Source organism: Aeromonas sp. XH (genome assembly GCF_033348475.1).
Taxonomy (GTDB): domain Bacteria; phylum Pseudomonadota; class Gammaproteobacteria; order Enterobacterales; family Aeromonadaceae; genus Aeromonas; species Aeromonas sanarellii.
In genome coordinates, this window is the sequence record NZ_CP137630.1 from 4,309,892 (window position 1) to 4,336,255 (window position 26,364).

Consider the following 26,364-nt stretch of genomic DNA (forward strand, 5'->3'; position numbering starts at 1 on the left):
TCGAGGCTTACAGTTTCTTGGACTTCTCGACGACTTCGTCGATGCCGCCAACCATGTAGAACGCCTGCTCGGGCAGATCGTCGTACTCGCCCTTCAGGATGCCCTGGAAGCCACGGATGGTTTCCTTCAGCGGCACATACTTGCCCGGAGAACCGGTAAATACTTCGGCCACGAAGAACGGCTGGGACAGGAAACGCTCGATCTTACGGGCACGGGCTACGGTCAGTTTGTCTTCTTCTGACAGTTCATCCATACCCAGGATGGCGATGATGTCCTTCAGCTCCTTGTAGCGCTGCAGCACGGTCTGAACGCCACGAGCGGTCTCGTAGTGCTCCTTGCCTACCACCAGCGGATCCAGCTGACGGGAGGTGGAGTCCAGCGGGTCAACGGCCGGGTAGATACCCAGTGCCGCGATCTGACGGGACAGTACGACGGTCGCATCCAGGTGGGCGAAGGTGGTCGCCGGAGACGGGTCGGTCAAGTCATCCGCAGGCACGTAAACGGCCTGTACGGAGGTGATGGAACCGGTCTTGGTGGAGGTGATGCGCTCTTGCAGAACACCCATCTCCTCGGCCAGGGTCGGCTGGTAGCCTACTGCGGAGGGCATACGGCCCAGCAGTGCGGATACCTCAGTGCCCGCGAGCGTGTAACGGTAGATGTTGTCCACGAAGAACAGCACGTCACGACCTTCGTCACGGAACTTCTCGGCCATGGTCAGGCCGGTCAGCGCCACGCGCAGACGGTTTCCGGGCGGCTCGTTCATCTGACCGTAAACCAGAGATACCTTGTCCAGTACGTTGGACTCCATCATCTCGTGGTAGAAGTCGTTACCCTCACGGGTACGCTCGCCCACACCGGCGAACACGGAGTAACCGCTGTGCTCGATGGCGATGTTACGGATCAGCTCCATCATGTTGACGGTCTTGCCTACACCGGCGCCGCCGAACAGACCAACCTTACCACCCTTGGCGAACGGACATACCAGGTCGATAACCTTGATGCCGGTCTCCAGCAGCTCGGTGCTGTTGGACTGATCTTCGTAGCTGGGGGCTTCCCGGTGGATGGACCAACGCTCTTCTTCGCCGATCGGGCCCTTCTCGTCGATGGGATCGCCCAGTACGTTCATGATACGGCCCAGGGTCGAGGTACCGACCGGTACCTGGATGGCCTTGCCGCTGTTAACTACTTCCAACCCACGACGCAGACCGTCGGAGGAACCCATGGTGATGCAACGCACGACGCCGCCGCCGATCTGTTGCTGAACTTCCAGTACCAGACCCTGGCCTTGGCCTTCGCTGACAACCTTCAGTGCATCGTACACCTGGGGCACGGCATTCTGCGGGAACTCGATGTCCACCACAGCGCCGATGATTTGGACGATGAAACCGTTACTCATGTCAAATCCTCTAAACCTTTGATAACCCTTGCCTTACACCGCGGCAGCACCGGAAACGATCTCAGTCAGCTCCTGGGTAATACTGGCCTGACGGGCCTTGTTGTATACCAGTTGCAGATCGTTAATCAGGTTGCCGGCGTTGTCAGTCGCGGCTTGCATGGCAACCATTCGGGCTGCCTGTTCACTTGCCAAGTTTTCAACCACACCCTGGTAGACCTGGGACTCGACATAGCGAATCAGCAGGGTATCCAGCAGTTGCTTGGGATCCGGCTCATAGAGGTAATCCCAGTGGTGTTTCTTGGCGAGCTTGCTGTCTTCAGTTACGGGCAAAGGCAGCAGTTGATCGACTTTTGGTTGCTGAACCATGGTGTTGACGAACTTGTTGTACACCAGATACAGCCTGTCAATCTCACCGTTGTCGTAAGCCTTCAGCATGACCTTGACTGAACCAATCAGGTCATTGACGCTCGGGTTGTCACCCAGTCCGGAGACATGGGCTTTCACCTTGGCGCCGTGCCGTTCAAAGAAGTTGGAGGCCTTGTTACCGATCAGTGCCAGGTCAACCTTGGCACCGTTCGCGCTCCATTGCTTCATATCGTTGAGGGCAGCCTTGAACAGGTTGATGTTCAAACCACCACACAGGCCACGGTCGGTGGAGACGACGATGTAACCCACTCGCTTCACCTCACGTTCCATGAGGTAGGGGTGCTTGTATTCCAAGTTCCCCTGGGCGATATGGCCGATCACCTTGCGCATGGTTTCAGCGTACGGACGGCTGGCAGACATGCGTTCCTGCGCACGGCGCATCTTGCTCGCTGCCACCATTTCCATAGCGCTGGTGATCTTCTGAGTGTTCTTCACACTCCCGATCTTGTTACGTATCTCTTTTGCGCCGGCCATCTCTTCTCTCCATCAGGTGGCAGCTTGCGCTGCCACACACGCTTACCAGGTCTGGGTTGCCTTGAAGTCATCCAGCAACGCAGTCAGCTTGCCAACGATCGCATCGTTGTAGTCAGCCTTGGCATTGATTTCAGCCATCAGCTCACCATGCTGGGTATTGGCGTAAGAGAGCAGAGCGGCTTCGAAGTCGACGATCTTGCTCAGTTCGACATCGGCGAGATAACCCTTCTCGGCGGCGAACAGCACCAGGGATTGCTGGGCCACGCTCATCGGAGAGTACTGCTTCTGCTTCATCAGCTCGGTCACTTTCTGACCGTGATCCAGCTGCTTGCGGGTCGCATCGTCCAGATCGGAGGAGAACTGGGCGAAGGCCGCCAGCTCGCGGTACTGGGCCAGCGCGGTACGGATACCACCGGACAGCTTCTTGACGATCTTGGTCTGAGCCGCACCACCCACACGGGATACTGAGATACCCGGGTCAACCGCCGGACGGATGCCGGAGTTGAACAGCTGGGAGGTCAGGAAGATCTGGCCGTCGGTGATGGAGATCACGTTGGTCGGAACGAACGCGGAGACGTCGCCGGCCTGGGTTTCGATGATCGGCAGGGCGGTCAGAGAACCGGTCTGGCCTTTCACGGCACCCTTGGTGAACTTCTCGACGTACTCGGCGTTCACGCGAGCGGCACGCTCGAGCAGACGGGAGTGCAGATAGAAGACGTCGCCCGGGTAGGCTTCGCGTCCTGGCGGACGGCGCAGCAGCAGGGAGATCTGGCGATAGGCAACGGCCTGCTTGGACAGGTCATCATAGATGATCAGCGCGTCTTCACCGCGGTCACGGAAGTACTCACCCATGGAGCAACCGGCATAGGGAGCCAGGTACTGCAGGGCGGCGGCTTCGGAGGCAGAGGCGACGACGACGATGGTGTTGGCCAGGGCACCGTGCTCTTCCAGCTTGCGCACCACGTTGGCGATGGTGGAGGCCTTCTGGCCGATCGCAACGTAGACGCACTTAATGCCGGAGTCTTTCTGGTTGATGATGGTGTCGATGGCGATGGCGGTCTTACCTACCTGACGGTCACCGATGATCAGCTCACGCTGGCCACGACCGATGGGGATCATGGCATCGATGGCTTTCAGACCGGTCTGGACTGGCTGGTCAACAGACTTACGCTCGATAACGCCCGGGGCGATCACTTCGATTGGCGAGTAGCCGTCGTGTTCTACCGGACCCTTACCGTCGATCGGCTGACCCAGGGTGTTGACCACCCGGCCCAACAGACCACGACCGACCGGCACTTCCAGAATACGGCCGGTACCCTTTACCTTCATCCCTTCCGCCAGGTTGGCATAGGGACCCATGACAACGGCACCAACGGAGTCACGCTCCAGGTTCAATGCCAGAGCGAAGCGGTTGCCCGGCAGCTCGATCATCTCACCCTGCATGGCATCGGCCAGACCGTGGATACGAATGATACCGTCGCTCACAGAGACGATGGTACCCTCGTTACGCGCTTCGCTTTTGACATCAAACTGCGCAATGCGCTGCTTGATCAGCTCGGCGATTTCAGTGGAATTCAGTTGCATGCTCTAATACCCCAATCAAGATTGCAGCGCATCGGCCATGCGATCCAGCTTACCGCGGACCGTGCCGTCGATAACGAGATCACCGGCCTTGATGAGCACCCCGGCCATCAAGGACGCATCTGTGCTGCAATTCAGCTTCACTTTGCGCGCGAGACGTTGTTCCAGAGAAGCCTGAATATTGGCTTTCTGCTGGTCGGTCAGTTCGATCGCCGAAATCACGTCAGCCTGAACTTCTTTGTCCAGTTCAGCCTTGAGCGCGACGAATTCGGCAACGACCGCCGGCAGCACACCCAAGCGACCATTCTCGGCCATCACCCGGATCAGGTTCTGACCGTGCTCGTTGAGCTGCTCACCGCAGACACCGACAAACAGGTTTGCCAGTTCTTCGGCAGCCACGGAGCCGTTTACCAGGTTGTGGATGGTCTCGTTCTCTGCCACCTGAGCGGCGAAATCGAGCATCTCCAGCCATTGGTCAACCGCCTTGTGCTCAACGGCAAACTCGAAAGCAGCCTTGGCGTAGGGGCGAGCGATTGTAGTCAGTTCAGACATAGCCCCGTTCCCGTTACAGTTCTGCTACCAGTTTGTCGACGATGTCGCTGTTGGCAGCCTGGTCGATTTGGCGTGCCAGGATCTTCTCTGCACCCGCGATGGCAAGAGCAGCAACCTGCTTGCGCAGTTCTTCTTTGGCACGATGACGTTCAGCTTCGATCTCTGCACGGCCCTGAGCCAGGATTTTTTCCCGCTCTGCTTGAGCTCCGACAGCGGCCTCGTCAATGATCTGGGCTTTGCGTTTGTTGGCCTGATCGATGATTTCAGCAGCCTGAAGCTTGGCTTCTTTCAGCTGATCGGTGGCGTTGGCCTTGGCCAGCTCCAGATCTTTCTTGGCACGCTCTGCAGAAGAGAGGCCGTCAGCGATTTCTTTCTGACGGGCTTCGATGGCAGCCATCAGCGGCGGCCATACGTACTTCATGCAAAACACTACGAAGATGAAAAAAGCAACTGCTTGGCCGAGGAGGGTGGCGTTGATATTCACAGCCGATGTCCTCTTTAGTTAGTTAATGGGTTCTGCGTGAGTCGAGACGACTTAGGCAACCGCAAACATCACGTACAGACCCAGACCAACGGCGATCATCGGGATCGCATCCACCAGACCCATCACGATGAAGAACTGGGTACGCAGAACAGGGATCAGGTCAGGTTGGCGAGCCGCACCTTCCAGGAACTTGCCACCCAGGATACCGATACCGATGGAGGCGCCGATAGCCGCCAGACCCATCATCATTGCAGCAGCGATGTACAGCAGGTCCATGTTCAAGTTTTCCATGAGGATCTCCATTTATTTAGATGTAATTGATTGTATAAAAAGGATTATTTGAGTTGCATCAACCATGGTCTTCCTGCGCCATCGACAGATAGACGATGGTCAGAACCATGAAGATAAACGCCTGCAAAGTGATGATCAGGATGTGGAAGATTGCCCAAGGCACGGACAGGATCCACTGTGACCACCAGGGTAACAAACCCGCAATCAGGATGAAGATCAGTTCGCCAGCATACATGTTGCCGAACAGTCGCAGACCCAATGAAACAGGCTTGGAAATCAACGTGACGGTTTCAAGGATGAAGTTAACCGGGATGGCAGCAGGGTGGTTGAAAGGCTGAAGCGTCAGCTCCTTCACGAACCCGCTGATACCCTTGACCTTGATGCTGTAGTACAGGATCAAGAAGAACACGCCCAAAGCCATGGACATGGTGATGTTAACGTCAGCAGAGGGAACCACACGCAGATAGGGAACACCCATCAACTGTGCAGCGTGAGGGATAAAGTCAACGGGGATCAGGTCCATGAAGTTCATCAGGAAGATCCACACGAACACCGTCAGAGCCAAAGGCGCGATGACCTTGTTGCGACCATGAAAGATGTCTTTGACGTTACCATTCACAAACTCGACCAGCATCTCCACAAAGCACTGAAGCTTACCGGGCACACCGCTGGTGGCCTTGACGGCAACCTTGCGGAACAACCAGATAAACAGGGCGCCTAGCACGACGGAAAATATCATGGAATCGATATTCACCGTCCAGAACCCGGACCCTACTTGCAGATGGGTCAGGTGGTGGGAGATATATCCCTGAGGAGTCAGGACTTCTCCGGTTGCAGACATGAGTTTTCCTAATAGTGGTTGTTAAGCGTGAATGAAACTATCCACTGTACAACGAGGGCGAGGATATAAGTGGCGAAGAACGAGACGGTGTCGACCTCGATCCCGGCGCCAAACATCAGGGCGAAAAGTCCTGTTGTAGTAATGAGCTTAATCCCTGCCCCACCATAAAAGTCCCGCAAGACCAGGCCCACGCTCTCTTTCGTCACCTTGCGGCGCAGAACCCAGAGCGTGAACAGGGCCTGAGGAACCCAGTACATCCCCCCTCCGTAGAGAGAGGATTGTCCGGCAAAGACCCCCTTCTGATAAAACCAGACGGAGCCGATTGCCAGGATCAGGATGAGCTGACAAACGAGCATAGCCAAGGCCAGCGTCAAACCTTCCAAGGCTATTTTCTGCTTCACCAACCTACCCCTGAACATTACAGAACTGTAAAAAATCGGGATCCGAAGACCCCAGGTTCACAGCTCGAAAAGCCGGTCAAATTATACCCGTGGAGACGGCTATTGCAACATGGCAAAAATCCTTAATTTTTGCGGCTTTCCGCGCGAAATTAAGGTTATGTTCATAACGAAAGGAATGGATGTTTTATTACTACAAAAAGCGTAAAAATCACGATTCTGACAGGCCAAAATAGCCCAATACCCGGTCCAAATCCGCTAAGTTATCGTAACTAATTACTAACTTGCCGCTATCTTTTTTGCCCGGCTGAAGTTGCACCTGATTGCCAATTTTTTCTGAAATCTGGCGCTCGAGATAACCAAACTGGGGATCGCGGACAGGCTGGACCCTGGTTTTTGCCGGTTCCAGCGCTTTTTGCACCAGCTTCTCGGTATCTCGCACTGTCAGCCCCTTCTGGGACACCAGTTTGGCCAGCTCGGACTGGGCCGGGCCGCTCAGGGCCAGCAGGGCACGGGCATGGCCCATGTCGAGATCGCCATGCTCCACGAAGCGCTTCACGTCCTCGTTGAGCTGGTTGAGGCGCAGCAGGTTGGTCACCGTGGTGCGGGACTTGCCCACCGCATCGGCCACCTGCTGATGGGTCAGTTCGAACTCGGTCAGCAGGCGCTGCAGGGCGACCGCCTCCTCGATGGCGTTGAGATCCTCGCGCTGGATGTTCTCGATCAGCGCGATGGCGACAGCCGCCTCGTCAGGCACCTCCTTGACCAGGCAGGGTACCACCTCGAGCCGGGCCAGCTGGGAGGCACGCCAGCGCCGTTCACCGGCGATGATCTCGAATCGATTCTCGCCGATGGAGCGTACCACTATGGGCTGAATCACACCTTGCGCACGGATGGAGTTGGCCAGATCCTCCAGCGCATCCTGTGACATGTCCTTGCGGGGCTGGTACTTGCCGGACTGCAGCCACTCCACCGGCAGCTTGCGCAGCTCGCCCTGATTGGCGGGAGCCATGGCTTGTTCGGTACGCTGGTCGCTCATCACCTGTTTCTGGCGGGCGGCCGTGCTGGTGCTGAGCAGGGCGTCCAGCCCCTTGCCCAACCCACGTTTCTTCGGCGTCATAGGCTCTCTCGATCTGCGGTGATCGGCTGGAATTCCTGCTCCTGGCGACGCAGGATCTCGCCAGCCAGGGCCAGATAGGCCTTGGCTCCCACCGATGATTTGTCATAGTGCATGGCCGGAGCGCCAAAGCTCGGCGCCTCCGCCAGTCTTACGTTGCGGGGGATGATGGTGCGGTAGACCTTGTCCCCGAAATGCTGTTTCAGCTGATCGGACACATCATTGGCCAGCCGGTTGCGGTGATCGAACATGGTGCGCAGCACCCCCTCGATCTTCAGATCCGGATTGACCACGGCTGCCAGCTTGCTGATGGTGTCCACCAGGGCGGTGAGCCCTTCCAGCGCATAGTATTCGCACTGCATGGGTACCAGCACGGAGTCGGCGGCGGCCATGGCGTTGACGGTCAGCATGTTGAGAGAGGGCGGACAGTCGATGAAGACGTAGTCGTACTTGTCCCGGACCGAAGCCAGGGCGTTGCGCAGGCGGATCTCGCGGGCAAAGAACTCCATCAGGCGGATTTCTGCCGCGGTCACGTCGGCGTTGGCGGCGATCAGGTGATAGCCTCCCGAGGTCTCGGGGATGATCACCTCGCCGATGGGGGCATCTTCGATCAGCAGTTCATAGGCGGTGCGTTCGACATCGTACTTGTCGACACCGCTGCCCATGGTGGCATTGCCCTGCGGATCCAGATCGATCACCAGCACCTTGCGCCGGGTAGCGGCCATGGAGGCGGCCAGATTCACACAGGTGGTGGTTTTACCCACTCCACCCTTCTGGTTGGCTATGGCAATGACTTTTCCCACACTGTCCCCTAAATGAATGCGGCGGCCCTATTCGGGCTGGATGGCTTTAAACTCCAGCAGATGGCGCTCGCCTTCCAGTTCCGGCACCACCAGCTTGTGGGTGGCGACCAGACGAATGCTGGCAGGCAACTGTGCCAGTTCCTGCTCGGGGTACTGTCCCTTGAGCGCCAGGAAGCTGCCCTCGGGTGACGGCAGATGATGGCACCAGCTCAGCATGTCCTCCAGGGAGGCGAAGGCCCGGCTCAGTACACCATCAAATCCCGTCTCGGGTTGATACTCCTCCACCCGGGATTTGACAGGGGTCACATTGGTCAACCCCAGCTCCAGGATCACCTGGCGGATGAAGTTGATCCGCTTGCCCAGGCTGTCGAGCAGCACGAACTGCTTGTCCGGATTGATGATGGCCAGCGGCAGGCCGGGCAGGCCCGGGCCGGTGCCCACATCGATGAAACGCTCACCCTGCAGGTGAGGGCTCACCACCAGGCTGTCGAGGATATGCTTGACCAGCATGGCGTCCGGATCTCGCACCGAGGTGAGATTGTAAGCCTTGTTCCACTTGTGCAGCAACTCGACCAACTGCACCAACTGGGTCTTCTGGGTATCGGTGATAACAATGCCGGCCTGCATGAGCAGGCCGTTCAATCTTTCCAGCTTGTTTTCCAACAGGGAATTCCTCAGGCGGTTTTACGCAGCAGGCCGTGTTTCTTCAGGTGTACCAGCAGGATGGAGATGGCGGCCGGAGTGATGCCGGAGATGCGGGAAGCCTGACCTATGGTTTCTGGCTTGGCATCGTTCAGCTTGGCGATCACCTCGTTGGAGAGACCGTTCACGTCGCGGTAGTTCATGTCCAGCGGCAGCAGGGTGTTCTCGTTGCGCAGCTGCTTCTCCACCTCGTCGTGCTGACGCTCGATGTAACCGGCGTACTTGATCTGGATCTCCACCTGGTCGGCGGCGGCGGCGTCTGCCAGGGCAGGGCCCACACCCTCGATGGCCATCAAGGCATCGTAGGTCACCTCGGGGCGACGCAGCAGCTCTTCCAGGCTCTGCTCCCGGGTCAGCGGGGTGTTGACCAGGGCGTTGACGGCCTCCAGAGACGGATGCTGCGGGTGGATCCAGGTCGAGCGCATGCGCTGACGCTCCTGCTCCACCTGTTCCACCTTGGCATTGAACAGGCTCCAGCGATGATCGTCCACCAGACCCAGCTCGCGACCGATAGCAGTCAGGCGCAGATCGGCGTTGTCTTCCCGCAGCAGCAGGCGGTATTCGGCGCGGCTGGTGAACATGCGGTAAGGCTCGCGGGTTCCCAGGGTGGAGAGGTCGTCCATCATCACGCCCATGTAGGCCTGATCCCGGCGCGGGTGCCAGGCATCCTTGCCCTGGGCGCGCAGACCGGCGTTCAGACCGGCCATCAGCCCCTGGGCGGCGGCCTCTTCATAGCCGGTGGTGCCGTTGATCTGGCCGGCGAAGAACAGGTTCTCGATGCACTTGCTCTCCATGTTGGCCTTGAGATCCCGCGGATCGAAGAAGTCGTATTCGATCGCGTAGCCCGGGCGGGTGATGTGGGCGTTCTCGAAGCCGCGGATCGAGCGGACGATCTGCACCTGCACGTCGAACGGCAGGCTGGTGGAGATCCCGTTCGGGTAGAGCTCGTGGGTGGTGAGGCCTTCCGGCTCGACGAAGATCTGGTGCGCCGTCTTGTCGGCGAAGCGGGTGATCTTGTCCTCGATCGACGGGCAGTAGCGCGGGCCAATGCCTTCGATTACCCCGGCGTACATGGGGCTGCGATCCAGGTTGTTGCGGATCACCTCGTGGGTCTGCTCGTTGGTATGGGTCACGTAGCAGGGCACCTGGCGCGGATGCTGGCTGGCGTTGCCGATGAAGGAGAAAACAGGGCGAGGATCGTCGCCATGCTGCTCCTGCATCACGGAGAAATCGACGGTGCGGGCATCGATGCGCGGTGGCGTGCCCGTCTTGAGACGATCGATGCGCAGCGGCATTTCACGCAGGCGCTGGGCCAGGGCGATCGAGGGAGGATCCCCGGCGCGACCACCCTTGTAGTTTTCCATCCCGATGTGGATCAGGCCGTTCAGGAAGGTGCCGACGGTCAGTACGACCGTCTTGCCACCGATGCGGATCCCGCTCTGGGTAACGACACCGGCCACCCGATCCCCATCCATGATGAGATCGTCGCAGGCCTGCTGGAAGATCTTCAGGTTCGGGTAGTTCTCCAGCGTCTGGCGCACCACCGCCTTGTAGAGCAGGCGATCCGCCTGGGCACGGGTAGCCCGTACGGCAGGCCCCTTGGAAGAGTTGAGCGTGCGGAACTGGATCCCGCCGAGATCGATGGCCTGGGCCATGACTCCACCGAGGGCATCCACTTCCTTGACCAGGTGTCCCTTGCCGATCCCGCCGATCGCCGGATTGCAGGACATATGCCCCAGCGTGTCTATGTTGTGGGTCAGCAACAGGGTGTTGAGGCCCATACGGGCAGCTGCTGTCGCTGCTTCTGTGCCTGCGTGACCGCCACCGACGACGATCACATCAAATTGTTCATGGTATTGCATTGGGGATCACCTTGATCTGCACGCCTGAAGATCGTTGTTTGCCTGGTCTGAAGGGCGGATCATTCTATCTGTTTAGCATCCGGAGGGGAACGTCTACTTCAGGATCAGTATGGATCAGGGATCCGCTAAATAGATCTTAAGGATCTTTAGATCGATCTTTTATTGGATCTCTTATTAGGATCCGACACTTCTGTTGATAAGCCATTTTTGATCATAAAGATCATTCGCTTAAAGCCGATCGCTGCTTGTGGAAAAGCTTGGATCCTGGAGGGGCGAACGGGGGGATAACCCTGGTTTTTATACACAGGAGCACGTCACATGGGATCTAATACATGAATAACTATAGGTTTTGCAGAGCTTTGCACCGTAGTTATGCACATTTATCCGGAGTGTTGTGGGTGACGAGCCGGAACAACTTCTCCGGATCCCCCTGTTAATAACCTGGTGGATAGGGATCTGGGGATAAAGGGGGAGATCGGGGGAGTGAGACCGGATCTCCCGCCCCCTGATCAGGCGATCGAGGCCATCCAGTCGTGGATCCAGGCTTCGGCGGCGTCTTCCGGGATCTCGTGCTGGGTCACGTCTATCTCCAGACGATCCCCGATCCGGCTTGCTCCGCACTCGGCCAGCAGCCGATCCAGCGTCTTGCCGCCCTGGCAGAAGGTGTCATAGCTGCGATCCCCCAGGGCGATCACCCCATATTTCAAGGCGCTGAGATCCGGGCGCTGGTCCGCAAGATCCTTGGCGAAGGGTTGCAGATTGTCGGGCACGTCGCCGGCACCGTGGGTGGAGGTGATCACCAGCAGTATGGCCTCGGGCTCGGCCAGGATCTCGGCCAGGCTGGCCGGGTTGTGGATCTCGGCTTGGTGGCCCGCCTGTTCCAGCAGGCTGGCCACATGATCTGCGACATATTCGGAGGCCCCCAGCATGGAGCCGACGACGAGGTTGAGTTTGGCCATGGAATGATCCTGATGTCATCGAAAGAGTGAAGAGCAGGGATCTTACCGCCAAAGCATGTGGATAAATATGGATAAAGCTTGGGGATAAGGATCCTTCACTATTTTTATGGCAGAGGCCGCCCTCACCATCTTTTTTCATCTTCCCCTGTGTTCCCTTCTTTTGACCACCTTCCTGAATGAGTCTTTCTGCCGGAAAAGTCGTCCGTTGATACAGCAGGTAACAATAGAGATGCAAATGATTAGCAATTATTGAATCGATTCGATCATGGCTCCTGTAGTAGCATTGTGCCGCTTTATTCGCCTAAGGAGTCGGGCAAACCGGCCGCATTGGGCACCCATAATAAGAAACCAAAATATAACTCATTGATATTTGAGACACTTATATGATTGCGCAAAGAAATACCCAGAATGCAGTGATGCGAAAGAAGGGGGCCCAACTGTTGCCGCTCTCCTGCCTGCTGGCGAGCCTGCCGGTGCTGGCTGCCGAACCGGCGGACAAAGAGCTGCCCAAGGCGGCTGAAACCATGGTGGTCACCGGCACCGCCATGAAGGTCGAAGTGCCCATGGCCGAGACCCCTCGCGCCGTCTCCGTGGTCAACCGCGAGGAGCTGGATCAGCACGCCGTGCTGCAGCTCGACGAGTCCGTGCGCTACCGCTCCGGCGTGCTCACCGGTCTCTATGGCTCGGACAACAACACCGACTGGTTCAAGGTGCGTGGCTTCGATGCTGCCCAATACCTCGATGGCAACCGCCTGTTCGGCACCGGTTACTACGTCTGGACTCCTGAGCCCTTCGGTCTCGAGAGCGTGGAATTGCTCAAGGGCCCGGCCTCCATCCTCTACGGCGAGGCGCCTCCCGGCGGCGTGATCAACTCCATCAGCAAGCGCCCCACCGCGACCCCGCAAGGCCTGGTCAATCTGCAACTGGGCAACCGGGATCTGCGCCAGGTCGGGGTCGACTTCTCCGACGATCTGACCGACGACAGCCGCTATCGCATGGTTGCACTCTATAAAGAGCGCGACGGCGTGCTGGATGGCACCTACAACGAGCGCGCCTACCTGGCGCCGAGCGTGACCCTGGATATCTCGGATCGCACCAGCCTCACCCTGCTGGCCAGCTTCCTGCACGATGAAGGGGTGCCCACCAACGGCTTCTTCCCCGTCTATGGCACCCTGAACACCTCGGGCGGCCAGATCGATCCCAGCACCAACCTGAGTCAGCCGGATTACGATCGCAACCGCAACACCCAGATCTCCACCGGCTACGAGCTGGCCCACCAGTTCAACCAGACCTGGGAGTTCAAGCAGAACGTCCGCTTCAACTACAACGATCTGCTGCTGCGTCAGACCTATATCTTCCCGACGTACGAAGGCACCACCGCCTACCGCGGCCTGGTCTACCGTGACGGCGACACCAAGAGTGCCACCATGGACAACCAGCTGGTGGGCTACTGGAACACGGATCGCACCGAGCAGACCCTGTTGATGGGGATCGATCTGCAGCGCCACGTGAACGAAGGGGTCGAGGCCGACAACTACGGTATGGGGTCCATCGACACCATGAACCCGGATTACAGCGGCTTCCCCGGCTTCGATGAGTCCACCGCCACCTATCAGAAGAACACCAAGGGCCAGAGCGGTCTCTACGCCCAGCATCAGATCCGCTGGGACGATCGCTGGTTGCTGACCGCAGGTGGTCGCTTCGACTATGTGGAAACCCACAACATCAGCGAAGCCACCAGCAAGAACGAGAAGCAGTATGACGACAACCTCTCGCTCTCCGGCAGCCTGATGTATCTGGCCGACAACGGCCTCTCCCCCTACTTTGCCTATGCGGAGTCGTTCGAAGTGTTGCCGGGCATAGATCCGAACACCAAGAACTCCTACAAGCCGCTGGAAGGCAAGCTGTATGAGACCGGCATCAAGTACGCCCCCAGCTTCCTCGACGGTTACATCAACCTGGCGCTGTTCGATCTGGAGCAGACCAACTCGCTCGTCTCTACAGGATCCGGCCAGCAGACCCAGGCCGGCGAAGTGACCTCCCAGGGCGTCGAGCTGGAAGGGAGCGTACAGGCCACCGAGGCGCTGCGCCTGACCGCTGCTTATACCTACACCGATGCCAAGACCAACGACACCGGCAACGGTGATCGTCGCGCCAGCCTGATCCCGCGTCACCAGGCCTCCTTCTGGGGCAATTACAAGGTGCAACAGGGTCCGGTCTCCGGACTGGAAGTGGGTTCCGGGGTGCGTTACATCGGATCCAGTGTCGGCATAGGTGCCGTGAATGCGGACTACACCCCCATCTATGGTTCGGCCCAGGTGCCGGCCCAGACGGTGTGGGATGCGATGATCGGGTATGACTTCGCCAAGAACTGGCGTGCCCAGGTCAACGTCAACAACCTGCTGAACGACACCTATGTGGCGAGCTGTGACTACTACTGCTACTACGGTGAGCCGCGCAGCATAGTCGGCTCCGTCAACTACCGCTGGTAAGATCCAGGCCGGGCGGGTGCCTCAAGCTCCCGCCCTCCTTCTTTTTGTATACAGGCCTGCCATGGAACTCTTGTCACTGGTTTACCGCCAATACTGTTGGCCCTTCATCGCCATTACCCTGCTCAGTCTGCTCAGTGCGGTGAGTGGGATCGGTGTTATCGCCTTTATCAATCAATCGCTTATAGAATCAGTTGGAGAGCCGTTGCCGGTGCTTGGCCAGCTGATCGGCCTTATCCTGCTGCTGCTGGTCATTACCCTGGGCTCCCAGCTGGCCCTGACCACCCTCGGCCACCACTTCGTCTATCACCTGCGCGGCCGCCTGCTCAAGCAGCTGCTGGACACCGACGTCGCCCGCATTCGCCAGATAGGGCAGGGGCCGCTGCTGGCCTCCCTCTCCAGCGACATCGGCCAGATCACCATCGCCTTCGTGCGCCTGCCGGAGCTGGTGCAGGGGCTGGTGCTGACTCTGGGCTCCATCATCTACCTCGGCATGCTCTCTCCCGCCCTGCTCGGTGTCACCGCGCTCTGGGTCACGGTGACCATGGTGGTGGGCTGGCTGCTGGTGAACCATGTCTATCGCCACCTGTCCCAGATGCGTCAGGCCGAAGACAGGCTCTATCAGAACTACCAGTCCATCATCGCCGGCAGCAAGGAGCTGGCGCTCAACCGCGAGCGGGCCCATTTCGTCTACCACCGGCTCTATGAGCAGAACGCTCAGGACTATCGCCAGCACATCATTCGTGCCGATACCTATCACCTGAGCGCGGTGAACTGGTCGAACATCATGATGCTGGGGGCCATTGGTCTGGTGTTCTTCCTGGCCAATGGGCTGGGCTGGGCCAACACCAATGTGGCCGCCACCTTCGCCCTGACCCTGCTGTTCCTGCGCACCCCGCTGCTGCAGGGCATCGGCGCCCTGCCGACCCTGATCGCCGCCCAGGTGGCGTTCGACAAGATAGCGACCCTGACATTGGCCTCGCCGGATCCCGCCTTCCCGCTGCCGCCGGCCCACCGTGCCTGGCAGCGGATCCAGCTGGAGGAGGTGAGCTTTCACTATCAGGGGGAGGGCGGCTTCGCCGTGGGGCCGATCAACCTCACCATCGAGAAGGGGGAGCAGATCTTCATCATCGGGGGCAACGGCTCCGGCAAGTCGACCCTGGCCATGCTGTTGACCGGCCTCTATCAGCCGGTCTCTGGCCGGATCCTGCTGGATGGTGAACCCCTCGCCGATCGCAACGCCTACCTGGCGCTGTTCTCCGCCATCTTCACCGACTATCACCTGTTCCAGCACCTGCTGGGGCCTGAGCCGAAAGAAGCCCTGATTGAAGAGTGGCTGGAGCGGTTGCAGATGGGCAGCAAGCTCGCCATCGAGGAGGGCTTCATCGCCGACATCGATCTCTCCCAGGGGCAGCGCAAGCGGGTCGCCCTGCTGCTGGCACTGGCGGAGCAGCGGGAGGTGATGCTGTTTGACGAGTGGGCGGCGGATCAGGATCCCCAGTTCCGCCGCATCTTCTATCAGGTGCTGTTGCCGCGCCTGAAGGAGATGGGCAAGACGGTGATCGCCATCAGCCACGACGATCTCTACTTCTCCCTGGCGGATCGCCTGCTGGAGATGCGTCAGGGCCAGCTTACCGAGCTGACCGGCGAGCGGCGCGAGCAGGTGAGCCGGGATGCCGTCGCCCATCTGGATACGGATTTGAATGCAGAGGTGCCGGTCTGAATCCGGCCAACAGGAACCCTTTATGTTTGAGATGAAAGCCGCCAGCTTCACGGTTAACGACCGTCAGCTGCTGCACCCCACCAGCCTGCGCTTCGAGCAGGGTCAGGTCTATGGTCTCATCGGCCACAACGGCTCGGGCAAGTCCACCCTGCTCAAGCTGCTGGCCCGCCAGCAGCCCCTGAGCTATGGGGAGATCCTGTTCGACGACAAGCCGCTGCAGGAGTGGGGCAACCGGGACTTCGCCCGCCAGGTGGCCTATCTGCCTCAGCATCTGCCAAGCGCCGAGAACCTGCTCGGCCGCGAGCTGGTGGATATGGGGCGCTACCCCTGGCGCGGTCTGCTGGGGCGCATGGGGGAGGCCGATCGCCGCCAGGTGGAGAAGGCCATCGAGCTCACTCATACCGAGAGGTTCGCCGACCGGCTGGTGGATACCCTCTCCGGCGGCGAGCGGGGCCGGGTCTGGCTCGCCATGCTGCTGGCCCAGGAGAGCCGCTTCATCCTGCTGGACGAGCCGCTGGCCGCCCTGGACGTGGCCCATCAGGTGGAGGTGCTCACCCTCGTCAAACAGTTGAGTCGCCAGCTAAACCTCGGGGTCATCATCGTCATCCACGACATCAACATGGCGTCCCGCTTCTGCGATCAACTGGTGGCGCTGCACAGCGGCCGCCTGCTGACCCACGGCGTGCCAGACGACATCATGACCGGCGAAACCCTGCACGCCATCTACGGCATCTCCATGGAAGTCATTCGCCATCCGGCCCATGACCATGCCATCGCCATCGTCTAGAGAAGGCTTGTTATCTCGATGTTTTTATTAAAGAAACTTGGCTGGATCTGCTGCCTCTTGGCTCCGCTTATGTTGCAGGCCGAGCCAGCCATGCCTGCCGCTGCAGGCCTCCCTCAAGCCGATGCTGTGAAGTCGGTCCCCCGTATCGCCACAGTTGACTGGACCATAGCAGAAACCCTGCTGGCCCTAGGCGTCACGCCGCTGGCCATGGGGGATGTGGAGTCTTATCGCGCCTGGGTGGGGGAACCCAGGCTGCCCGCCGAGGTGGTGGATATCGGCCTGCGGATGCAACCCAACCGCGAGCTGCTGGCGGAGCTCAAGCCCGACCTCATCCTCATCTCGCCGCTGATGGAATCTCTTGAACCCACCCTGTCCCGTATCGCCCCGGTGCAATCCATCGCCCTCTATGAACCCGATGCGGATCTGTGGCAGCGGCTGCACGAGGCGACCCTGACCATAGCCGCCCTGGTGGGCAAGAGTGCCGAGGCCGAACGCCAGCTCGCGGCCCTGGATCGGGATCTGGCACGGATGAAGGGACAACTGCCGACCGATCTGCCGCCCTTGCTGGTGGTGCAATTCATCGATGAGCGTCACGTGCGGGTGTTTGGCCGCCACAGCCTGTTCGAGGCGGTGATGCAGCGGCTCGGGCTGCGCAACGCCTGGCAGGGGGAGACCAACGCCTGGGGCTTCGCCGTGGTCAGCCTGGAGCAGTTCCTGGCCCTGCCTGAGACCCGGCTGGTAGTGGTGGATCCCGTCCCGGTCGGGGTGAGCGAGCGACTGCAGGAGCCTGGCCTGTGGCAGCATCTGCCGTTGGTGAAGCAGGGCAAGGTGCTGCACCTGCCCGCCGTCTGGAGCTTCGGCGGCCTGCTCGCCGCCCGCCGCTTCGCCGATCTGCTGAGCGGGGCCCTGCAAGGGGGGATACCCTCCGATCCGGCAACCCATGTGACCGCCGAGGGGGCCATCCAATGAACCAGTTTCTTCCCTCTTCCCTGCTGCGGCCCGGGCTCTGCCTGCTGGCGCTGACCCTGATGCTGGCCTGTGGTGAGCTGGCGCGCCAGCTGCCGCAGGCACTCTGGTGGCAGGCCCTGTTCTCGCCGCAGCTGGATGATGCCCGTCAGGCGGTGACCCACTTCAGTTGGCTGCCGCGACTCGCCATCTGCCTGCTGGCCGGCGCCGCTCTTGGCCTGGCTGGCACCCTGATGCAGCAGGTGCTGCGCAACCCCCTCGCGTCTCCCACCACGCTCGGGGTGGCCTCAGGTGCCCAGCTGGCATTGATGATGGTGACCCTGTTTGCCCCCTCCTGGCTGCTGATCGGGCGTGAATGGATCGCCATGGCGGGGGGGAGCCTCGCCATGGGGCTGGTGTTTGCCCTGGCCTGGCGTCGTCAGCTCAACCCGGTGGTCATCGTGTTCGCGGGCCTGGTGATCAACCTCTACCTCGCTGCCATCAGCCTGGGGCTCTTGCTGTTCTTCCAGGAGGAGCTCAAGGGCCTGCTGGTGTGGGGCAGCGGCTCACTGGCCCAGACCAGCTGGAGCGGCACCCTCTACCTGCTGCCGCGGCTGCTGGTGGCGGCTGTGCTGGCTGCTGTGCTGGCCCGTCCCCTGGCGGTGCTGGAGCTGGATGATGCCAGCGCCCGCAGCCTGGGGGTCTCCCTCAAGCACCTGAGATTCGCCGGGTTGGGTCTCGCGGTCTTCATCACCGCCTGCGTGGTGAGCGTGGTGGGGCTGATCGGCTTCATCGGGCTGGCGGCGCCGGTCATGGTGCGCATGCTGGGGGTGAGGCGGCTTGGGCTGCGGCTGCTGTGGGCACCGGTACTGGGCGCCTTGCTGCTGGCGGCCACCGATCTGTTGCTGCAATCCCTGAGCCGTTTCTGGCCCGTGCTGATCCCGACCGGTGCCATGACGGCTTTGTTGGGGGCGCCGCTGCTGCTCTGGCTGATCCCGCGCCTCGCTCTCAAGTCGACCCCCAGAGCGGCCGCCGGCCTGGTGGTGGCGCGGCACCCGGCACCGGCCCGCTTTATCGGCTTGCTGGTGATCGCCCTGATGCTGGCCGTCATCGCCTCCCTGCTGGTCGGGCAGGGGATGCACGGCTGGAGCTGGCCGAGCTGGCTCAGGTGGCAGGCCCAACTGGAGTGGCGCCTGCCACGCACCCTGGCGGCGGGGGCGGCCGGTGTCTTGCTGGCCCTGGCCGGCACCCTGCTGCAGCGGGTCAGCAACAACCCCATGGCGAGCCCTGAGCTGCTGGGGGTAAGCGGTGGCACCTTTATGGGGGTCATTGCTGCCGCATTATTGCTGCCTGCGCTGCCGCTGCCCATGATGCTGCTGGGAGGCGTGCTGGGGGCCTTCGGTTGCCTGTTGCTGCTGGTGTTGATCAACCGCAAGAACGGTTTTCAGCCGGAGCGGATTTTGCTGTCCGGCATCGCTATCACGGCGCTGTTCGAGCCGCTGCAGGCCATAGCGCTCGCCAATGGTGATCCGCGGGCGCAGCAGCTGCTCTCCTGGATGTCCGGCTCCACCTATTACGTCACCCAGCCGGTGGCCATGGCGCTGGCCCTGCTGGCGCTGCTGATGCTGGCGGCCTGTCTGCTGGTGAGCCGCTGGCTGGATCTGATGCCCATGGGGCCGGCGGTGGCGACGGCGCTCGGCATCCGCCTCAACCGTGCCCAGCTCGTCATCCTGCTGCTGGTGGCCGTGCTCACCGCCAGTGCCACCATGGTGATAGGGCCGCTCTCCTTCGCCGGCCTGCTGGCGCCGCACCTGGCCAGGATGATGGGACTGGTGCGGGCGCGCTGGCACCTGCTCGGGGCGGCGGGCTGTGGCGCCCTGCTGATGGTGCTGGCGGACTGGGTAGGCCAGCAAGTGCTGTTCCCGCAGGAGGTGCCGGTCGGCCTGGTCTCCACCCTGTTAGGGGGCGCTTACTTCATGTGGTGCCTGCGCCGGCTGTAGGGTTTAGCATAAAAAGCGCACAAAAAAAGCCCGGGATCATCCCGGGCTTTTCATTGCCTGCCGTGCAGGTTTACTTGCCGATGCAGAAGCTGGAGAAGATGCGACCCAACAGATCGTCGGAGCTGAACTCGCCGGTGATCTCGGAGAGGGACTCCTGCGCCAGGCGCAGTTCCTCGGCCACCAGCTCGCCGGCCACGAACACCTCCAACTGCTCTTTCGCCACCAGCAGCCGCTCGGCGGCGCGTTCCAGCGCGTCCAGATGGCGGCGGCGCGCCATAAAGCCCCCTTCGGTGTTGCCCTGGAAGCCCATGCATTGTTTAAGGTGCTCGCGCAGGGCGGGCAGACCCAGCTCGGTCTTGGCGGAGATGCGGTAGACCGCGTGGCCCTGCTCCTCGCTCGGTGCCAGATCCTCGCCGGTCAGGTCGGCCTTGTTGCGAATGACGGTGAGACCGATGTTTTTTGGCAACCGGTCAACGAATTCAGGCCAGATTTCGTGGGGGTCTATGGCATCGGTCGTGGTGCCATCCACCATGAAGAGCACCCGGTCGGCCTGTTCAATTTCGGCCCAGGCGCGCTCGATGCCGATCTGCTCCACCTTGTCCTGGGTGTCGCGCAGGCCGGCGGTGTCGATGATGTGCAGCGGCATGCCGTCGAGGTGGATGTGCTCGCGCAGCACGTCGCGGGTGGTGCCGGCGATCTCGGTGACGATGGCAGACTCGCGGCCGGCCAGGGCGTTGAGCAGGCTAGACTTGCCGGCGTTGGGACGGCCGGCGATCACCACCTTCATCCCTTCCCGCAGCAGGGCACCCTGTTTGGCCTCGCTGCGCACGGCATCCAGCTCGTCCATGATGGCGTACAGATCCCCTGCCACCTTGCCGTCGGAGAGAAAATCGATCTCTTCGTCAGGGAAGTCGATGGCGGCTTCTACATAGATCCGCAGCCGGGTGAGACTCTCCACCAACTGCTGCACCTTGCCGGAGAACTGCCCCTGCAGGGAGTGCATGGCACTGCGGGCGGCCTGTTCGCTGGATGCTTCGATGAGGTCGGCAATGGCCTCGGCCTGGGCCAGATCCAGCTTGTCGTTGAGGAAGGCGCGTTCGCTGAACTCGCCGGGGCGGGCGGGGCGCAGGCCCTCGATCTGCAGGATGCGGCGGATCAGCATGTCCAGGATGACGGGGCCGCCGTGGCCCTGCAGCTCCAACACATCTTCACCGGTGAAGCTGTTGGGGGCCTTGAACAGCAGGGCGATGCCCTGATCCAGAGGCTGACCCTGCTCGTCCCTGAACGGCAGGTATTCGGCATAGCGCACCCGGGGGAGCTTGCCGAGCACTATCTCGGCGACCCGCTCGGCGGCGGGGCCGGAGACGCGGACGATGCCGACGCCGCCACGGCCGGGGGCGGTGGCCTGGGCCACTATGGTCTCTGTTGTCATCTTGCTTGACTCGTCTGTTCGGTAATTGCGGACATTGTAATAAAAAAGGCGGCCCGAAGGCCGCCTCTTTTGTCATCAGGGAAGATTAGCTGCGGGAATGCAGGCCTTTCTTCTCCAGCTGACGATAGATGATGGTCTGCTGGATGATGGAGATGACGTTGCTCACCAGCCAGTACAGGGTCAGACCTGCCGGGAACCAGAGGAACATGAAGGTGAAGATGATCGGCATGAACTGCATCACCTTCTGCTGCATCGGGTCCGTGATGGTGGTCGGGCTCATCTTCTGCAGATACCACATGGAGGCACCCATGAGGATCGGCAGCACGAAGAAGGGGTCCTTCACCGACAGGTCGGTGATCCACAGGGCGAACGGCGCGTGACGCAGCTCAACTGATTCCATCAGAGCCCAGTAGAGGGCGATGAAGATGGGCATCTGCACCAGGATCGGCAGACAGCCGCCCAGCGGGTTGACCTTCTCCTTCTTGTACAGCTCCATCATGCCCTGGGACATCTTCTGGCGATCGTCACCGAAGCGTTCCTTGAGCGCCGCCAGCTTGGGCTGCAGCATGCGCATCTTGGCCATGGAGGTGTACTGGGCCTTGGTCAGCGGGAACATGATGCCGCGCACCAGCAGGGTCAGCATGATGATGGCCAGGCCCCAGTTCTGAACGAAGCTATGGAACACGGTCAACAGCCAGTGCAGCGGCTGGGCGATGAACCAGAGCCAGCCGTAGTCGACGGTCAGATCCAGGTGGTTGGCCACCTTGGCCATCTGATCCTGCAGCTTGGGACCGATCCACAGCTTGCCGCTCACCTCGGCCTGCTGGCCGGCGGCGACGTCAACCTGCGGCGCCTTGTAACCTATGATGGCCTGGTCTTTGCCAGGGATCACGCGGCTGTAGAAGCTGTTGGTGTCGTTGGCATTCGGTGCCCAGGCGGAGACGAAGTAGTGTTGCAGCATGGCGACCCAACCACCCTGGGTGGTCTTGTTCAGGTCGGCATCCTTCATCTCGTCGAAGGTGTACTTCTTGTAGCGGCTGTCGTCGCTGGAGAAGGCGCCACCGCGGTAGGCGCTGGCCACCATGGCGTGGCCTTCCTGATCCTTCGGCGTGGTCATGGTCTGCTTCAACTGACCGTAGAACTGTACCTGGACCGGCTCGGCAGACTTGTTGTTGATCTTGTAGTCGACGCCAACGGCGTAGTCACCGCGTTTGAGCACGAAGCGCTTGGTGAAGACCACCCCCTTGCTGTCGGTCCAGGTCATGGGGACCACGACCTGATCCTGACCGTCGGCCAGCTGATAGCTGGTCTGGGCCACATCATAGGTGGGACGGCCCTCGGCCTGACTGTCCGGGCCGTTGCGACCGACCAGGCCGCTCTGGGCGACATAGAGGTGCGCCGGCTGGCTGGTCAGCAGGGTAAACGGCTGTTCCTTGCCTTCTTCCAGCTTGTGGGCCAGCAGTTCGGCAGAGACGATGTCACCGCCCTGGGTATCCAGGGTCAACTTGAGCACGTCGGAGGAGACGGTGATCAGCTTGCGCGCGGCGTTACCATTTGCTTGCTCGGAAACCTGGGGAATATCACCGGTCTGACCGGCTTCAGGTACGAAATGTTCGGTTTGGGCCACGGTCGTCGGGGCCGGCTTCGGAGCCTTGTCGGACTCCCACTGTTGCCAGAGCAAGAAGCTCACGAACAGCAAACCGATCAGGAGTAAATTGCGTTGTGATTCCATAGTCTTCAGTTTCTTCGCTTTGGTTGCGGAACCGGGTCATAACCACCCTCGGATAAGGGATGGCATTTTAATAGACGTTTGCTGGCTAACCAAACGCCTTTTATGAAACCGTGAAGTCGGATTGCTTCTATCGCAAATTGGGAACAAGTCGGGGTGAAACGGCAGCGCGGCCCGAGCAGGGGACTAAGGATTAGCTGATACAGGCGTATCAGTTTGATGGCTACCCATTGCAACGGCGTGACAGAGTGCGCCATAGCTTTTCCAGTAACTTGAACAGCGCTTCGTTGTCCATCTCCTTCACGCCACCCTTGGCGATCACGACGATGTCGATAGCGGGCAGATTGGCTTGATTGAGGCGAAAACTTTCCCGAACCACTCGTTTTACACGGTTGCGCCAGACGGCACGCTTGAGCGCCTTTTTGGGCACGGCGAGACCAAGACGGGGGTGTTCGAGGGAATTGGGGCAAGCAAGAAGCGTAATTTGCGGAGAAGCGGCCCGGACAGGCTCGGCGAAAACGCGTTTGAAGTGTTCGGGAGTTAACAGACGTAACTCCCGAGAGAAGGTGTGCTGGGTAGGCATTAGACTACCAGGCGGGCACGACCCTTGGCACGACGAGCGGCCAGAACTTTGCGACCGTTGGCGGTAGCCATGCGGGCGCGGAAACCGTGAGAGCGCTTGCGCTTCAGGTTGGACGGTTGAAAAGTACGTTTCATGATTCGATTCCGTATTTCTGTACAGTTTTGATTGTCACACTTAGCCGACGCGCCAGCTATAGCGTGTGACGACTAGCAAAAGAGGCCGAATTCTAAACAGAGTTCGGCTTCTCGTCAATCCGCCGTTCCCTCCCGTCTCGCCCTGCTCGTCAAACAAGAGCAGGAGAAGCTGGCAGGATCCGGAGGATCAAGGGCCCCGAATTATACTGGCAACCCTGGGTTAAACAAGGATCCGCCAAGAAAAAAGGCGGCAGAGCCGCCAAAGAGAGAGCTATTTCAGCACTTTGCGCAGGAATTCCCGGGTACGGGGATCCTGCGGATCGACCAATATCTGGCTCGGCGGGCCCTGCTCCACGATCCGGCCTCCCTCCATGAAGATCACCCGATCGGCGACATCACGGGCGAACTCGATCTCGTGGGTCACCACCACCATAGTCTGGTGCTGGCGGGCGAGCTGTTTCATCAGGCCCAGCACCTCGTCGACCCATTCGGGATCCAGGGCCGAGGTGGGCTCGTCGAACAGGATCACCTTGGAGTGGGCCGCCATGGCCCGGCCGATGCCGACCCGCTGCTGCTGGCCGCCGGAGAGGGAGGCCGGGTAGGCATCCTGCTTCTCGGCGAGGCCTATGTCCTTGAGGATGCCGAGGGCGGTGGCGCGGGCCTCCGCCTTCGGCTGTTTCCAGACGGTGATGAGCCCCTCGGCGATGTTGTCCAGCGCCGTCTTGTTGGCGAACAGGGCATAGTTCTGGAACACGAAGGAGGCGCGCTTGCGCAGCTCGATGGCCTGCTGGTCGCTGGCCCTGGCCAGATCCAGCTGCAGATCATCGATGGCGAGCCGGCCGGCGTCCGGGGTCTCCAGCAGGTTCAGGCAGCGCAACAGGGTCGACTTGCCGGTGCCGGAGGGACCGATGATGACGACAATTTCCCCCTTTTTCACCTCAAGATCGATGCCGTTGAGCACCTGATTTCCGTCATAGGCCTTGGAAAGACCCGTTAGCTTGATCATGACAGGTCTCCTTTAATAGGCGCGGTTCAGGCGCACTTCCAGCAGGTGCTGCAAGCGGGTGAAGAAGATGACGACGACCCAGTAGACCAGGGCTACCGCCATGAAGCTCTCGAAGAACTTGAAGGAGGAGGAGGCCTCCATCTGCGCCTTGCCCATGATCTCGGCCACCCCCAGGGTAAACGCCAGTGAGGTGCTCTTGATCATGTCGATGAAGTAGTTCATCAGGGACGGCGTCGCGATGCGGGCGGCCTGGGGCAGGATGATCCGCTGCATCGCCTGCAGCCGGCTCATGCCGATGCTGAGGGCGGCCTCCATCTGGCTCTTGTGGATGCCGAGGATGGCGGCCCGGATCGACTCGGCCATGTAGGCGGCAAAGTGCAGGGTCAGGCCTATGATGGCGGCGGTGAAGGCATCCATCCCCACGAAGATGGGGAAGAGCTGCGGCAGCCCGTAGTAGAGCAGGAACAGCTGGACGAGCAGCGGGGTACCCCGGAAGAACGAGATATACAGCATCGCCAGCCAGTGAATTGCGGGAACGCGAAAGACCCGTACTATCGCCAGGATCAGCGACAGTACGAGTGCCAATACGAATCCCCACAGGGCCATTTCCATCGTGGTGCCCAGGTATTTGAGCAGGATGGGGAACAGCCCTAGTGTGTACTCGAGATCAAATTCCATCATTTATTTGCTGGTGATGTCCGCAGAGAACCATTTTTCCGAGATCTTGGTCAGGGAGCCGTCTTTGCGCATGGCGGTCAGGGCCTCGTCGACCTTCTTCAGCAGTGCCTGCTTCTCCGGAGTCTTCAGGAAGGGCAGGGCGTTCTCGATGGTTTCGAACGGTGTGCCAGCCTGTTGCAGCGGCAGCTTGGATTCCTTGATCAGCTGGGCGGTGGAGACGCGGTCCATTACGAAGGCATCGATGCGACCCAGGGCGACGTCCTGCTCGAAGGCGGAGTCATAGGTGCGGATGTCGATCTTCTTGTTCGGGTCGTTCTTGCGCAGCAGCTCTTCGAAGTTGGAGCCCAGGTTCACCGCAACGGTCTTGCCTTCCAGATCCTTGAGACCTTGGATGCTGTTGTTGCCCTTGCGCACCACGATCTGTGCGCCGTCATAGACGTAGGGCTGGGAGAAGTCGTACTTGGCCTTGCGCTCGTCGGTGATGGTGATCTGGTTGGAGATGGTATCGACGCGGCCGGTTTCCAGCATGCCGAACAGGCCGGAGAAGCTGGCGGTCACGAACTCGACCTTGTAGCCGGTGCGCTCACCGATCTGGTTCCACATGTCCACCTCGAAGCCTTGCAGCTTGTCCTGCTTGACGAAGGTGAACGGGAAATACTTGCCGGACATGCCGACCTTGATGGTTTCCTGGGCGATGGCTTGACCGGACAGGCTGGCCAGCAGAATGGCGGCGCCGGAAATCAGTTTGATGGTGGATTTCATGGGGATTCCTCTCTCTGTAGTGCTGTATTTTTAGTTGTAATCACGGGACGGCGCTGATGTTATTGGAATAAAATATAAAAAATAAATGATATTTGGTTATATAAAATAACTGTGGTCGCAGAGTTCCATTCTGTCCACATCGCCGGTTGGCGGCTGTGGGTAACTTTGGGGATGAAATGAGATCCTGGGGCGTTGGATCCTTGAAAGTCA

The 26,364-nt window shown here is 60.2% G+C and carries 26 protein-coding genes; 5 read left to right on the forward strand and 21 right to left on the reverse strand.

The window, feature by feature from the left end; translation table 11 throughout:
- Positions 1-7: 7 nt before the first annotated feature.
- The 13 genes from atpD to mioC form a co-directional block, all read right to left on the reverse strand.
- Positions 8-1,396, reverse strand: coding sequence for a F0F1 ATP synthase subunit beta (gene atpD, locus R2B70_RS20035; RefSeq protein ID WP_010672260.1), 1,389 nt, complete (start codon positions 1,394-1,396; stop codon positions 8-10).
- A 33-nt stretch (positions 1,397-1,429) separates the two neighbouring features.
- The gene (gene atpG, locus R2B70_RS20040) at positions 1,430-2,296 is read right to left on the reverse strand and encodes a F0F1 ATP synthase subunit gamma (RefSeq protein WP_042079084.1); all 867 of its coding nucleotides are present in this window, start codon (positions 2,294-2,296) and stop codon (positions 1,430-1,432) included.
- 42 nt (positions 2,297-2,338) lie between these two features.
- Positions 2,339-3,880, reverse strand: coding sequence for a F0F1 ATP synthase subunit alpha (atpA, locus tag R2B70_RS20045; RefSeq protein WP_042079083.1), 1,542 nt, complete (start codon positions 3,878-3,880; stop codon positions 2,339-2,341).
- Positions 3,881-3,895: 15 nt separating this feature from the next.
- Positions 3,896-4,429 (reverse strand): F0F1 ATP synthase subunit delta, encoded by a 534-nt coding sequence (atpH, locus tag R2B70_RS20050; protein WP_042079082.1) that lies wholly within the window; start codon positions 4,427-4,429, stop codon positions 3,896-3,898.
- Between the two features lie 13 nt (positions 4,430-4,442).
- Positions 4,443-4,913 carry a F0F1 ATP synthase subunit B gene (atpF, locus tag R2B70_RS20055; protein WP_010672264.1) on the reverse strand — a complete coding sequence of 157 codons (471 nt, stop codon included), beginning with the start codon at positions 4,911-4,913 and terminating at the stop codon, positions 4,443-4,445.
- Between the two features lie 51 nt (positions 4,914-4,964).
- The gene (gene atpE, locus R2B70_RS20060) at positions 4,965-5,204 is read right to left on the reverse strand and encodes a F0F1 ATP synthase subunit C (RefSeq protein ID WP_010672265.1); all 240 of its coding nucleotides are present in this window, start codon (positions 5,202-5,204) and stop codon (positions 4,965-4,967) included.
- 58 nt (positions 5,205-5,262) lie between these two features.
- Entirely contained in the window at positions 5,263-6,045 is a 783-nt protein-coding gene (atpB, locus tag R2B70_RS20065) for a F0F1 ATP synthase subunit A (RefSeq protein ID WP_010672266.1), read from the reverse strand.
- An 8-nt stretch (positions 6,046-6,053) separates the two neighbouring features.
- Positions 6,054-6,464 (reverse strand): ATP synthase subunit I, encoded by a 411-nt coding sequence (locus R2B70_RS20070; RefSeq protein WP_042079080.1) that lies wholly within the window; start codon positions 6,462-6,464, stop codon positions 6,054-6,056.
- A gap of 190 nt (positions 6,465-6,654) precedes the next feature.
- On the reverse strand, positions 6,655-7,563 hold the full coding sequence (locus R2B70_RS20075; RefSeq protein ID WP_318162318.1) for a ParB/RepB/Spo0J family partition protein: 909 nt from the start codon (positions 7,561-7,563) through the stop codon (positions 6,655-6,657).
- The gene (locus tag R2B70_RS20080; protein ID WP_318162319.1) at positions 7,560-8,363 is read right to left on the reverse strand and encodes a ParA family protein; all 804 of its coding nucleotides are present in this window, start codon (positions 8,361-8,363) and stop codon (positions 7,560-7,562) included. The genes R2B70_RS20075 and R2B70_RS20080 overlap by 4 nt, the downstream gene beginning before the upstream one ends.
- A gap of 27 nt (positions 8,364-8,390) precedes the next feature.
- A complete protein-coding gene (gene rsmG / locus R2B70_RS20085) occupies positions 8,391-8,990 on the reverse strand; it encodes a 16S rRNA (guanine(527)-N(7))-methyltransferase RsmG (protein ID WP_219144430.1) in 600 nt (199 codons plus the stop codon).
- Between the two features lie 47 nt (positions 8,991-9,037).
- Entirely contained in the window at positions 9,038-10,927 is a 1,890-nt protein-coding gene (gene mnmG, locus R2B70_RS20090) for a tRNA uridine-5-carboxymethylaminomethyl(34) synthesis enzyme MnmG (protein WP_318162320.1), read from the reverse strand.
- Positions 10,928-11,436: 509 nt separating this feature from the next.
- A complete protein-coding gene (gene mioC, locus R2B70_RS20095) occupies positions 11,437-11,886 on the reverse strand; it encodes an FMN-binding protein MioC (RefSeq protein ID WP_318162321.1) in 450 nt (149 codons plus the stop codon).
- 383 nt (positions 11,887-12,269) lie between these two features.
- On the opposite strand from mioC, the gene R2B70_RS20100 reads away from it, so the two are divergent.
- From R2B70_RS20100 to fhuB, 5 genes are all read left to right on the forward strand, one after another.
- Complete coding sequence (locus tag R2B70_RS20100; RefSeq protein ID WP_318162322.1) at positions 12,270-14,378, forward strand: TonB-dependent siderophore receptor; 2,109 nt, start codon at positions 12,270-12,272, stop codon at positions 14,376-14,378.
- A gap of 61 nt (positions 14,379-14,439) precedes the next feature.
- Entirely contained in the window at positions 14,440-16,098 is a 1,659-nt protein-coding gene (locus R2B70_RS20105) for a multidrug ABC transporter permease/ATP-binding protein (protein ID WP_318162323.1), read from the forward strand.
- A gap of 22 nt (positions 16,099-16,120) precedes the next feature.
- Entirely contained in the window at positions 16,121-16,885 is a 765-nt protein-coding gene (locus tag R2B70_RS20110; protein ID WP_318162324.1) for an ATP-binding cassette domain-containing protein, read from the forward strand.
- A gap of 18 nt (positions 16,886-16,903) precedes the next feature.
- A complete protein-coding gene (locus tag R2B70_RS20115; RefSeq protein WP_318162325.1) occupies positions 16,904-17,854 on the forward strand; it encodes an ABC transporter substrate-binding protein in 951 nt (316 codons plus the stop codon).
- Entirely contained in the window at positions 17,851-19,830 is a 1,980-nt protein-coding gene (gene fhuB / locus R2B70_RS20120) for a Fe(3+)-hydroxamate ABC transporter permease FhuB (protein WP_318162326.1), read from the forward strand. Before R2B70_RS20115 ends, fhuB begins: the two co-directional genes overlap by 4 nt.
- A gap of 70 nt (positions 19,831-19,900) precedes the next feature.
- Here the strand turns inward: fhuB and mnmE are convergent, their stop codons facing one another.
- The 8 genes from mnmE to R2B70_RS20160 form a co-directional block, all read right to left on the reverse strand.
- Positions 19,901-21,262, reverse strand: a complete 1,362-nt coding sequence (mnmE, locus tag R2B70_RS20125; RefSeq protein WP_318162327.1) for a tRNA uridine-5-carboxymethylaminomethyl(34) synthesis GTPase MnmE — start codon at positions 21,260-21,262, stop codon at positions 19,901-19,903.
- 85 nt (positions 21,263-21,347) lie between these two features.
- Positions 21,348-22,994 (reverse strand): membrane protein insertase YidC, encoded by a 1,647-nt coding sequence (yidC, locus tag R2B70_RS20130; protein WP_318162328.1) that lies wholly within the window; start codon positions 22,992-22,994, stop codon positions 21,348-21,350.
- A gap of 5 nt (positions 22,995-22,999) precedes the next feature.
- On the reverse strand, positions 23,000-23,248 hold the full coding sequence (gene yidD / locus R2B70_RS20135; RefSeq protein ID WP_084203073.1) for a membrane protein insertion efficiency factor YidD: 249 nt from the start codon (positions 23,246-23,248) through the stop codon (positions 23,000-23,002).
- Positions 23,215-23,574, reverse strand: a complete 360-nt coding sequence (rnpA, locus tag R2B70_RS20140; protein WP_010672281.1) for a ribonuclease P protein component — start codon at positions 23,572-23,574, stop codon at positions 23,215-23,217. The genes yidD and rnpA overlap by 34 nt, the downstream gene beginning before the upstream one ends.
- On the reverse strand, positions 23,574-23,708 hold the full coding sequence (rpmH, locus tag R2B70_RS20145) for a 50S ribosomal protein L34 (RefSeq protein ID WP_005307156.1): 135 nt from the start codon (positions 23,706-23,708) through the stop codon (positions 23,574-23,576). Before rpmH ends, rnpA begins: the two co-directional genes overlap by 1 nt.
- Positions 23,709-23,979: 271 nt before the next feature.
- A complete protein-coding gene (locus tag R2B70_RS20150) occupies positions 23,980-24,714 on the reverse strand; it encodes an amino acid ABC transporter ATP-binding protein (protein ID WP_042079068.1) in 735 nt (244 codons plus the stop codon).
- Between the two features lie 12 nt (positions 24,715-24,726).
- Entirely contained in the window at positions 24,727-25,395 is a 669-nt protein-coding gene (locus R2B70_RS20155) for an amino acid ABC transporter permease (protein ID WP_081843891.1), read from the reverse strand.
- The gene (locus R2B70_RS20160; protein ID WP_318162329.1) at positions 25,396-26,154 is read right to left on the reverse strand and encodes an amino acid ABC transporter substrate-binding protein; all 759 of its coding nucleotides are present in this window, start codon (positions 26,152-26,154) and stop codon (positions 25,396-25,398) included. It abuts the gene before it with no gap.
- Positions 26,155-26,364 lie beyond the last annotated feature (210 nt).

Coding starts and splice junctions, on each gene's coding strand:
- atpD (WP_010672260.1), bottom strand. CDS start 1,396: ATGAGTAACGGTTTCATCGTCCAAATCATCGGCGCTGTGGTGGACATC.
- atpG (WP_042079084.1), bottom strand. CDS start 2,296: ATGGCCGGCGCAAAAGAGATACGTAACAAGATCGGGAGTGTGAAGAAC.
- atpA (WP_042079083.1), bottom strand. CDS start 3,880: ATGCAACTGAATTCCACTGAAATCGCCGAGCTGATCAAGCAGCGCATT.
- atpH (WP_042079082.1), bottom strand. CDS start 4,429: ATGTCTGAACTGACTACAATCGCTCGCCCCTACGCCAAGGCTGCTTTC.
- atpE (WP_010672265.1), bottom strand. CDS start 5,204: ATGGAAAACTTGAACATGGACCTGCTGTACATCGCTGCTGCAATGATG.
- atpB (WP_010672266.1), bottom strand. CDS start 6,045: ATGTCTGCAACCGGAGAAGTCCTGACTCCTCAGGGATATATCTCCCAC.
- R2B70_RS20070 (WP_042079080.1), bottom strand. CDS start 6,464: ATGTTCAGGGGTAGGTTGGTGAAGCAGAAAATAGCCTTGGAAGGTTTG.
- R2B70_RS20075 (WP_318162318.1), bottom strand. CDS start 7,563: ATGACGCCGAAGAAACGTGGGTTGGGCAAGGGGCTGGACGCCCTGCTC.
- rsmG (WP_219144430.1), bottom strand. CDS start 8,990: ATGCAGGCCGGCATTGTTATCACCGATACCCAGAAGACCCAGTTGGTG.
- mnmG (WP_318162320.1), bottom strand. CDS start 10,927: ATGCAATACCATGAACAATTTGATGTGATCGTCGTCGGTGGCGGTCAC.
- mioC (WP_318162321.1), bottom strand. CDS start 11,886: ATGGCCAAACTCAACCTCGTCGTCGGCTCCATGCTGGGGGCCTCCGAA.
- R2B70_RS20100 (WP_318162322.1), top strand. CDS start 12,270: ATGATTGCGCAAAGAAATACCCAGAATGCAGTGATGCGAAAGAAGGGG.
- R2B70_RS20105 (WP_318162323.1), top strand. CDS start 14,440: ATGGAACTCTTGTCACTGGTTTACCGCCAATACTGTTGGCCCTTCATC.
- R2B70_RS20110 (WP_318162324.1), top strand. CDS start 16,121: ATGTTTGAGATGAAAGCCGCCAGCTTCACGGTTAACGACCGTCAGCTG.
- R2B70_RS20115 (WP_318162325.1), top strand. CDS start 16,904: ATGTTTTTATTAAAGAAACTTGGCTGGATCTGCTGCCTCTTGGCTCCG.
- fhuB (WP_318162326.1), top strand. CDS start 17,851: ATGAACCAGTTTCTTCCCTCTTCCCTGCTGCGGCCCGGGCTCTGCCTG.
- mnmE (WP_318162327.1), bottom strand. CDS start 21,262: ATGACAACAGAGACCATAGTGGCCCAGGCCACCGCCCCCGGCCGTGGC.
- yidC (WP_318162328.1), bottom strand. CDS start 22,994: ATGGAATCACAACGCAATTTACTCCTGATCGGTTTGCTGTTCGTGAGC.
- yidD (WP_084203073.1), bottom strand. CDS start 23,248: ATGGCGCACTCTGTCACGCCGTTGCAATGGGTAGCCATCAAACTGATA.
- rnpA (WP_010672281.1), bottom strand. CDS start 23,574: ATGCCTACCCAGCACACCTTCTCTCGGGAGTTACGTCTGTTAACTCCC.
- rpmH (WP_005307156.1), bottom strand. CDS start 23,708: ATGAAACGTACTTTTCAACCGTCCAACCTGAAGCGCAAGCGCTCTCAC.
- R2B70_RS20150 (WP_042079068.1), bottom strand. CDS start 24,714: ATGATCAAGCTAACGGGTCTTTCCAAGGCCTATGACGGAAATCAGGTG.
- R2B70_RS20155 (WP_081843891.1), bottom strand. CDS start 25,395: ATGATGGAATTTGATCTCGAGTACACACTAGGGCTGTTCCCCATCCTG.
- R2B70_RS20160 (WP_318162329.1), bottom strand. CDS start 26,154: ATGAAATCCACCATCAAACTGATTTCCGGCGCCGCCATTCTGCTGGCC.